This is a genomic window from Bacillus sp. BML-BC051 (genome assembly GCF_019656175.1).
GTDB classification, from domain to species: domain Bacteria; phylum Bacillota; class Bacilli; order Bacillales; family Bacillaceae_G; genus Bacillus_A; species Bacillus_A mobilis.
Map to the genome: position 1 here is coordinate 194,647 of NZ_BPLI01000026.1, position 10,099 is coordinate 204,745.

Here is a 10,099-nt window from a genome sequence, read left to right on the forward strand (position 1 = left end):
AAATGTGAAGGGGGATACCTTCACATTTGCTTTGCTTATACAAGCCCTAACCAGTGTACCAATTGTGTAGAGAGGAATGTCACAACAATAGCGATAACGGTAGGGATTGCAAACGATAAGAATGTCCATTTGGCACTTTTTGTTTCTTTATATATGTTAACCAGTGTTGTTCCACATGGGAAATGAAGAAGTGAGAACAACATTGTGTTTAACGCTGTTAACCAAGTCCAACCATTTTCTAAGAATAGATTTTTAATTTGATTAAAATCATCTATTTCAGTTAAAGCTCCAGTTGATAAATAAGACATTAATAAAATCGGGATAACAATTTCATTAGCTGGTAGTCCAAGAATGAACGCAGCTAGAATAAATCCATCAAGTCCTAACATTTTGGCGAACGGATCTAGGAAGTTTACAAAATACATCAGTAAGCTTGTGTCACCGATGAAAATGTTAGCAAGTAACCAAGTTAATGCAGCCGCAGGGGCAGCTACAACGACAGCTCGTTTTAAAACATAAATAGATTTATCGAGTGTTGCACGTACAATTGTATTCCAAACTTTTGGCTTACGGTACGGTGGTAACTCAAGAGTGTAGTGAGTTGGCACACCTTTTAAAGCTGTTTTTGATAGTACCCAAGAAACAGTTAATGTCATAATAACACCAATTACAACCATCCCAACTACAACGCCAGCAGTAACTAATGTTTGCATACTACCCGTATAACCAGCAGCCATAAATAATGAAGCCATTAAAATTAACATAGGCCAGCGACCGTTACAAGGAACAAAGTTGTTTGTTAAGATTGCAAGCATACGTTCACGTGGTGATTCAATAATACGTGTTGACATAATAGCAGCTGCATTACAACCAAAGCCCATTGCCATTGTTAAAGATTGTTTGCCATGTGCACCGGAGCGTTTGAATAAGCGGTCCATATTAAATGCAACACGTGGCAAGTATCCGTAGTTTTCTAATAGTGCGAACATAGGGAAAAAGATTGCCATAGGTGGTAACATAACGCTAATAACAGCACCGATACCACGGAATAAACCAAGGATTAAAATGCCATGTAACCATTCAGGTGAATGTGCTGCCTGGAACCAAGATGTTAAATATCCTTCGGCCCATCCGAAGAATTCAGCAATCATATCAGACGGTACGTTAGCGCCTGCAATTGTAAGATAAAAAATAATAGATAAAATACCGAGCATAATTGGGAATCCCCAGATGGGAGATGTGAAAATTTTATCTAGTTTTTCAGAACGATACAATTTATCAGTATTTGTATATTGAACAGACTCTTTACATATGCTTGCAGATGTTCGATAAATATCTCCGACAATATCATCTCGTATATCTTCTTTTGAGAGTGCTTGTGCATGTTGAATAATATAGTCTAATGGAAGAGCCTTACTGGCTGAGTGAGATTCCATTCATTACGACCTCCCTTACAAGTGGTTCATTATGGTGTTTTTGAAGTGTAGTTAAGAAATTTTTATCTCCATCTAATATACGTAACGCAATCCAACGTGCTGGATACGTATCACCGAACACTTTATAAATTTGTGGTTCTAATTCTTGAATCATACTTTCAATTTTTTCACTGTAAGAAACCTTAATTGGTGTTGGAATTAGTTTTTTATTTGCTACTTTAGCGATAACGCTTAGCAAATGCCCAATACCTACTCGGTTACGAGCGGAAATCTTAACTACAGGTACACCGAGCGATTTTGCTAATTTCTTTTCATCAATAACGATGCCCTTTTTCTCCGCTTCATCAATTAAATTAATACAAATGACTACGTTGTTCGTCATTTCCATCACTTGGAGTGCTAAATTTAAATTTCTTTCCATTGCAGTTGCATCTATAACAACGACAGTTACTTCTGGTTTTTCAAATATAATATAATCTCTTGCTACTTCTTCATCCGCAGAATTTGAATATAGTGAGTAAGTTCCAGGTAAATCTATTAATGTATATTTACTTCCGTTATGTTCGTATTCCCCTTCAGCTTTTAAAACAGTTTTTCCCGTCCAGTTTCCAGTATGTTGTTTTAAGCCTGTTAAAGTATTAAATAATGTACTTTTCCCCGTGTTCGGGTTGCCAGCTAAAGCAATGCGATGTTTGCTCATCTGAAATCATCTCCTATTGATACCCCGAAAATAAGGGAACTTTCTTCCTTACGTAATGCAATAGTTGTATTGCTTACTTGATAAGCGACCGGATCTCCAAGTGGACTGCGTTGTAATACTTTAATCGTTGCCCCAGGGATAAATCCTAAATCTAATAAACGTCGTTTCATAGTTCCTTCTAATTGTATCTTCTCAATCTGTACAAACTCTCCTGTCTTAAATTCAGAAAGTGGTTTTGTATTAGCCGATACCATAAAAGTTACCTCATCTCTATATTGTTAGTTTAAGTTTAAAAAGTTTCCTTAGGTAAACTTTTTGTTAGTAATATAGTAGACTACATTGGATGATGCTGTCAATTAGTACTTTAAAAATATTCATTTATTTTTAGAATTGTTCCAATTTATTTAGTTGTACTAAAAAATATTACTGAAATTCTGTTGAATGTAAATGAAGTAAGAGTGTAAAAGTTAAAAAATATAATGGATTTGTAAATGTATTTTTAAGTAAAAGGGGAAAAGAGTAAAAAACATTTACATTGAATTTACATTGTTAAGAATAAATTTACATTACTGCTTAATTAGTGTGGATTTTGTTGGGTTCTTTAACTATAAATGTTGGGATTCCTAGCTTTTAAAGATTATTATCATCATTTACTTAAAATTAAAGATTGCTTAACACTCACATAATATTGTTGTCCTACAATGAATTTGTGTTCGAAAGAAAATGAATTCGAAAAGTGATAATCCAAATGGGGGTACAAGACATGGTTATGAAAAAAGGTATTAAATTTTCTTTAGCGGCTTTAGTGGTGGCAGGAGCGTTAGTTGGATGTGGGAAAGCAGATGATACAGCTAGTAAAGAAACTGCTAAAGGAAGCGATAATACAAAACAAGAATTATCAGGTACGATTGCAGCGGCTGGTTCTACAGCTCTTCTACCTCTTGCGGAGGAAGCTGGAAAGAAATTCATGGAAAAAAATTCGAAAGTTTCTATTCAAGTTCAAGGTGGCGGTAGTGGAACTGGGATTAACCAAGTAGCATCGGGTGCAGTACAAATTGGTAATTCAGATGTTCCATCAGGAGATAAAATAAAAGATGCTGAAAAAGCGAAAGAATTAGTAGATAACAAGGTTGCGGGTATTGCATTCGCACTTGTCGTAAATAAAGATGTAAAAGTTGATAACTTAACAGTACAACAAGTACAAGATATCTTCACTGGAAAAGTAACAAACTGGAAAGAGGTAGGCGGGAAAGATGAAAAAATCAACGTAATTAACCGTCCAGCTTCATCTGGTACACGTGCTACATTTGAAAAGACAGTTATGAAAGACGCGAAAATTAATGATGGAACTGGTACTACACAAGATTCTAACGGTGCAGTAGAGCAAGCAATCAATTCTACGCCAGGATCAGTAAGTTATTTAGCAATGTCTTACATGGTTGGCGATAAAAAAGGTGCACTACAAACAGTGAAAATTGATGGTTCTGAACCGAAAGTTGAAAATATTTCGTCTGGTAAATATCCATTCTGGTCTTACGAGTACATGGTAACAAAAGGTGAGGCAAAAGAAGCAACGAAAGCTTACATTGACTATGTAAAAGGTAAAGACTTTGAAAAGCAAGTAGAAGATATGGGCTACATTCCAATGTCTAAATTAAATAAGTAATAAAATTTTATGGGGCTGGCTGCAAGGCCAGTCCTGTTCATTTCAATCTATGAAGTGGGGTCTGACCTGTGATGAAGGGGAAAAAACAAATTAATTACGTAAAAAGTGAATATATAGGAAGATCGCTTGTTACGTTTTGTGGTATTTTTATTGTTTTAATTACATTAGCTATTATTGCGTTTATTTGCGGTAAAGGTATTCAATCTTTTACACAAAGCGGTATCTCATTTACTGAGATGTTAACATCGACAAAGTGGAATCCGAATGCTGACGAAGGAACCTTTGGGGCTTTGATTTTCATTGTAGGTTCAACAGTAGTTTCGTTAGGTGCGGTTATTATTAGTGCACCAATTGCTATAGCTCTTGCTATATTCATGAATTTAATTTCGCCGAAGTTTGGGAATAAAGTATTGAAGCCTGTTTTAGAATTATTAGTTGGTATTCCTTCGGTTGTATACGGATTATTAGGGGTTACGATTTTAGTGCCGCTATTACGTGATTCATTCGGGGGAGTGGGCTTTAGTTTAATTGCGGGTATTGTTGTATTAAGTATTATGATTTTACCTACTATTGCTAGTATCGCTTCTGATGCAATACGCTCTGTTCCATTTGATTATTTAGAAGCTTCTTACGGTCTAGGATCAACGAAATGGCAAGCGGTTAGCCGAGTGATTGTTCCTGCTGCGAAAAAAGGGATTTTAACAGGTATTGTTTTAGGTTTAGCGCGTGCTTTTGGTGAAGCATTAGCGGTTCAAATGGTAATCGGGAACACAATTAAATTACCAGAAGGAATATATAGTCCGACAGCAACGTTAACTGGTATTTTGACAATGGACATGACAAATACATTGAACGGAACTGCTTGGAACAATGCGCTATGGACTTTAGCGATGATTTTACTTGTTATTTCATTCCTGTTTATTTTAGTAATTCGAGCGATTGGGCAAAGAGGTGAGCGATAATAATGAATGCAAGAACGGTAAATAAAATTTGGACAGGTATCTTTTACGCAGTTGCCGCTTTAGTTGTAGCTCTGCTAGTATTCTTAGTGTTTGAAATTTTGCAAAAGGGATGGGGATTTTGGGATCCTAATTTCTTGTTTGGAGAACCAAGTAATACAAGAGCTGGTGGTGGGATTGGTCCACAGTTATTCAATTCCTTCTACATGCTTGTTATAACGCTTGTTATATCTATTCCTCTTGGGTTAGGTGCTGGAATATATTTAGCAGAGTACGCAAAACAAGGGCGTTTTTTAAATTTTGTTCGATTATGTATTGAGACAATGGCGTCTTTACCTTCTATTGTTGTTGGTTTATTCGGTTTGTTAGTGTTCGTTACAATGACAGGCTGGGGATACACGGTAATGGGTGGTGCTCTTGCTTTAACTATTTTAAACTTACCAGGTTTAACACGTGTTTGTGAAAATGCGATTTCAGAAGTGCCTCATAATGTAAAAGAGGCAAGTCTTGGATTAGGTGCAACGAAGTGGCAAACAATTGCTCGTATTATTATTCCGTCGTCATTACCGCAAATTATTACAGGTATTATTTTAGCGGCGGGTCGTATATTTGGTGAAGCGGCAGCGTTGATTTACACAGCGGGTTTAACATCCCCGATTTTAAATTCAGCAGCGGACTTCTCAAGTCCTGCGCATCCTTTAAATCCATTTAGACCAGCTGAAACGTTAGCGGTTCACATTTGGAAGTTAAATTCTGAAGGAGTTATTCCGGATGCAAAGTTGATTGCGACAAAATCTGCAGCTGTATTAATTATTATGGTATTACTATTCAACGTTGTTTCACGCTTAGTAGCATCTGTATTGCACAAACGTTTTACAGGAACGAAAAGAAAAAGTAAAACGACGAAGAAAGTAAAAGCGGCATAAATGATAAAGAGGAACTCCTAATTTATAAGTAGGGAGTTCTTTTTGTATTTTAATATAGAAGGAATGGATGTAAGGATTGTTGAATTTGTAATTGATTATATAGATGAATAGGTGCGGATGAGGGGGGAAGTTAATTTGTTTTTTCTACAAATGTCAGGATTTCCAGGATCGGGAAAATCCACAGTTTCTAAGTATATAGCGAAGTTAACAGGTGCTGTAATTGTAGATCATGACGTTTTGAAATCAGCATTGTTACAATCATTAGAAATGAAAGGGATTGAATCGACGATTGTTGGAGGAGTATCATACGATATTGAATGGGTATTGATTGATTCTTATTTAGAACAAGGGCATAGTGTGATATTGGATAGTCCATGTTTATATGAAGGGATGGTTGAAAAGGGAATGAAACTGTCTGATAAACATGTTGTAAAATATAAATATATCGAATGTTACCTTAATGATATGGAAGAGATTAATAATAGGCTGCAAATACGTAAGCGTATGGTCAGTCAGATTGGACGAGTAGATTCGGAAGTAGCTTTTAAAAAATGGTTAGATGGTAGTGAAAGACCTTTAAATAGTGAATATCTTATTGTGGATTCTAGTGAACCTCTAGAGCGGTATGTGGAAAAAATGATGGATTATATGAGTAGATAGAGAAAAAGCGTTATCTTCATTCATGAAGATAACGCTTTTTCTTTTAAATATCAGGTGTTTCTGTGGAAGTGCTTATTTTTCTACGAGAGCGTCTTTTTCTCCCGATTTTATCTAATAATTCATACATAACTGGAACGACTACTAATGTAAGAACGGTTGAGACCGCTAAACCACCGATAACAACGACTGCCAAACTTTTTGATACCATGCTTCCTGCTTGTGATTGACCAAATAGGAGAGGAAGCATCGCGACGATCGTTGTTATAGCCGTCATAATAATTGGGCGTAATCTAGTGGAACCCGCTTCTAGTAAGGCATCTCTTGTTTCCATACCGTGTTCCCGATTTTGTTGCACTCTTTCTATTAATACAATAGCGTTTGTAACGACAATCCCGATTAACATTAATGCTCCGATTAAGGAATTTACATCAACAGGTGTTCCTGAAATAATTAACCCTAAAATACCGCCAACAGCAGCTAATGGCAGGGAGAACAAAATTGCAAAAGGGGCGCGCGCCTGTCCGAAGGTGATAACCATAATTAAATATACAATCCCGATTGCAATCCCCATAATTTTGAATAGGTCTGTAAAGTTCTCTTGCATAGATTCAGTTGCACCTGCAATGGTTACTTTTGCGCCGCTAGGTAAGTCTAAGTTAGCTATCGTTTTGTTTACTTCTGCGCTTACTTTACTTAAATCTTCATTTGAGGCCTCGGCAGTAATTTGAATCGTTTCTTTTCCATCTTTATGGAAGACTTCTGTTTGAAGTTGCTTTTCTGAAATAGTTGCAATGTCTTTTAAAGGGATTGGTCCATTGATAGGTGATAGTATGTTTGTGTTTAAAATGTCTTCTTGTTTAGCAATGTTTTCTTTTTTGTGTTCTATTATCATAGTTGTTTTTTCATTATTGATTGAAACTTCACCAATAGGTGATTTCTTCATAAGGAATGCTACTTGTTGTGCTGCTAATTCTGGTGTTAATCCTAGTTGTTCGGCCTTTGTTTGATCAACATGGATTTGCCATTCTTTCTTAGAGTCTTCTAAATTTGTTTTTACTTTAGAAAGGGCAGCCATATCTTTTAGTTTTGTTTCGACGATAGTAGCAGTCGCTTTTAAATTCGTTTCGTTAGTAGCTGTTACGTTAAATTGTAAATTGTTGCCGCCACCAGAGCTTGAATAACTCGTTTTTATATAATCTAGTTCAGCAGGCTCGAAAGCTTTATGTTCTTTCTTTAACTCTTTAATATATTGATCAATATCAGAGCCTTTCTTGAAGACTACAAATATACTGGCAAGATTATTTTTTGTCGTTTGCCCCCATTGTGCATCTTCTGCGCTAGATCCCATTCGTAAAATAACATCCGTTACATCCGAATTAGAAAGTAATTTCTTTTCGAAATCGAAGGCTTTTTGTTTTTGTGTTTCAGGAGCGTAATCAGCTGGGAAGGTCATATTAATAGATAACATTGTGTCGTCTTCAGATTTTATGTTTGCTTTCGGTAGTAATATATAGGCTGCAATCGATCCTGCGAATAATAAAAAGGCGGTAAGTAGAATAATGAATTTATGCGAAAGAGCCCACTTTAATGTAGCGACATATCGTGGTGAAGAACTTGGCTTTTTGTGTTTTGTTTTTTTGAGTAGTAAAAAAGCCATAAGTGGAACAACTGTTAGTGCAACGATTAAGGATGATAGTATAGAATATACAACTGCTAATACCATAGGTAACATTAATTTTCCGATTACTCCTGATACGAGGCCGATAGGTAAGAAAACAGCGACCGTTGTTAAAGTAGAAGAAGTAATTGCAACGGAGACCTCTTTCGTTGCATCGAGAATAATATTTTTAGAGAAAGATTCTTTTTGTAAACGACGGAAAATGTTCTCGATGACAACGATACTATCATCAACGAGACGTCCAACTGCAACCGCTAAACCACCGAGAGTTAGAGTGTTAAGTGTGATGTTAGATTGGTGTAGTAAAAAGAGTGTTAATAAAATAGATAATGGAATACTGACAACAGCGATGAGTGTCGTTCGGAAGTTACGCAAAAAGATTAAGATAATTAGAGTTGCAGCAATTGCTCCAAGAATTACTTCTTTTCCCATACTAGTAACAGCATTTTCAACTTGCTCATGAGTTGAGGCTAAAAGTTTGATAGAAAACTGATCTTTATATTGTTTACTTATATCTTTGATTTTCTTATCGATTTCTTTTCCGATTGCAACCGCGTTTTTACTTGGCTCTTTCATGATGATTAATCCGGTTCCTTCTTCTCCGTTTATATGTGAGATTGTATCGTAGTGTTGTTTAAGTTTAATTTGAGCAACATCTTGCAATTTTACTTGAGGTGCAACGGTTATGTTTTTAATATCATCTACATTTTTGATATCCCCAATGACACGGAGGTTATATTCTTCTTTATTAACAGTAATTGCGCCAGCTGGAGTGGAAGTTTCTTTTCCTTGTAAAACTTTTAATATTTGTTCTGTTGTTACGTTTTTATCTTTTAATTGGTTTGGGTCTAGTATGATAGATAATTCAGAGGTTGATTTTCCGAAAAACATAACGTTGGCAACACCATCAATGCTTTCGAGTTGTGGTACGATTTCTTTTTCAATTTGTTTTTCATCTGCTTTTGAAAATCCGTTTTGCTTCTGGATAGCAATTTGAGCGAGTGGAATCATAGAAGTGTTTAATTGGCTAACTATAGGTTTAGTTGCATCTTTAGGTAATTTAATTGTATTAATGACCTTTTCGACTTCGCGTGCTGCGTCTTTCATATTTGCTTTGGATGTATACGCGATATCGATGCGCGATAATCCCTCGTGCGTAGAAGAGGTGATGCTGTCGATGTGTTCTAAGTTGCGAAATTGTTTTTCGAGGGGATCAGTTACTTCTTTTGTCATCGCTTCAGCGTCGAGTCCTTGAGATAAGGTTGTGACAGTGACCGCTGGATTATCGATGCTTGGTAAAAATTCCATAGGTAATTTAGAGCCGGAATAAACGCCGAGTATGGAAATGAGAAAAACCATGATGATAACAGCGGCGCGGTTTTTTAATGAAAACTTTGTTAACCTATCCATAAAGTAATTCCTCCATTGGTTTATTTAGAGTTGAGTACGTCCTTTCTTACTATATAACAAAAAATGGATATTTTTCATTAATTAAATGTAAAAAATTCTAACAATAATCTTAAGTTAATGTTTTTGTGAGAATTTCATTATTTATTCCGCGATTCGTCGAGTGATAAGACTCTTACCTTAAAATTCAGTTGGAGTCGAGCTGCCTGTAAACAACAGATTCGTTCAACTAATAGTTTGGTGGAGGAACAAAACCAAAAAAACAACAAGTTCACTTTATTAGGAAGTGAATTTATTTTTTAGTGTGGATTGATTATAGAGAGGGATAGGATCAGGAGCTTTAATATAGAAGAGAATGAAAATCTAGGAAGGGGGGTATGAAATACAGTTTGGTTAATTAGAGTGTATTGATATACAATTTAAATAGTGGTTTTCCATATAGGGAATGAAGTTTCTTCATATAGAAGAAAGTAGGGTGAATTTTTTTAGATTTTTTTTAAAAAAACGCTTGTTATTTTAAAATCATGATGTTATATTAATAAACGTCGCTGATGCGGAAACGCAGAAAACGATAAAAAAGAAATTTTAAAACATAGTTGACATCGAAAAACGAAGATGTTAATATGATGAAGTCGCTTCTGAAGCGGCAGACAAGTTCTTTGAAAAC

At 35.7% G+C, this 10,099-nt stretch carries 8 protein-coding genes; 4 read left to right on the forward strand and 4 right to left on the reverse strand.

What is annotated here, in order from left to right:
* Positions 1–35: 35 nt before the first annotated feature.
* From K5S59_RS13445 to K5S59_RS13455, 3 genes are read right to left on the reverse strand one after another with little or no spacing between them, the layout of a single operon-like run.
* Positions 36–1,436: a nucleoside recognition domain-containing protein gene (locus K5S59_RS13445; protein WP_000443588.1), complete on the reverse strand. Its 1,401-nt coding sequence runs from the start codon at positions 1,434–1,436 to the stop codon at positions 36–38.
* Positions 1,414–2,136 carry a FeoB small GTPase domain-containing protein gene (locus K5S59_RS13450; protein ID WP_000033846.1) on the reverse strand — a complete coding sequence of 241 codons (723 nt, stop codon included), beginning with the start codon at positions 2,134–2,136 and terminating at the stop codon, positions 1,414–1,416. Before K5S59_RS13450 ends, K5S59_RS13445 begins: the two co-directional genes overlap by 23 nt.
* Positions 2,133–2,390, reverse strand: a complete 258-nt coding sequence (locus K5S59_RS13455; RefSeq protein ID WP_000252990.1) for a FeoA family protein — start codon at positions 2,388–2,390, stop codon at positions 2,133–2,135. The genes K5S59_RS13450 and K5S59_RS13455 overlap by 4 nt, the downstream gene beginning before the upstream one ends.
* Before the next feature lie 509 nt (positions 2,391–2,899).
* On the opposite strand from K5S59_RS13455, the gene K5S59_RS13460 reads away from it, so the two are divergent.
* The 4 genes from K5S59_RS13460 (at position 2,900) to K5S59_RS13475 (ending at position 6,347) form a co-directional block, all read left to right on the forward strand.
* On the forward strand, positions 2,900–3,802 hold the full coding sequence (locus K5S59_RS13460; RefSeq protein ID WP_000245096.1) for a phosphate ABC transporter substrate-binding protein PstS family protein: 903 nt from the start codon (positions 2,900–2,902) through the stop codon (positions 3,800–3,802).
* A gap of 71 nt (positions 3,803–3,873) precedes the next feature.
* Positions 3,874–4,764, forward strand: a complete 891-nt coding sequence (pstC, locus tag K5S59_RS13465; protein WP_000676674.1) for a phosphate ABC transporter permease subunit PstC — start codon at positions 3,874–3,876, stop codon at positions 4,762–4,764.
* A 2-nt stretch (positions 4,765–4,766) separates the two neighbouring features.
* Entirely contained in the window at positions 4,767–5,687 is a 921-nt protein-coding gene (gene pstA, locus K5S59_RS13470; RefSeq protein WP_000994130.1) for a phosphate ABC transporter permease PstA, read from the forward strand.
* Between the two features lie 135 nt (positions 5,688–5,822).
* Positions 5,823–6,347: a P-loop nucleotide/nucleoside kinase family protein gene (locus K5S59_RS13475; protein ID WP_000465761.1), complete on the forward strand. Its 525-nt coding sequence runs from the start codon at positions 5,823–5,825 to the stop codon at positions 6,345–6,347.
* Positions 6,348–6,390: 43 nt separating this feature from the next.
* Here K5S59_RS13475 and K5S59_RS13480 read toward each other — a convergent pair whose 3' ends face one another.
* Positions 6,391–9,435 (reverse strand): efflux RND transporter permease subunit, encoded by a 3,045-nt coding sequence (locus K5S59_RS13480; protein ID WP_000375596.1) that lies wholly within the window; start codon positions 9,433–9,435, stop codon positions 6,391–6,393.
* Positions 9,436–10,099 lie beyond the last annotated feature (664 nt).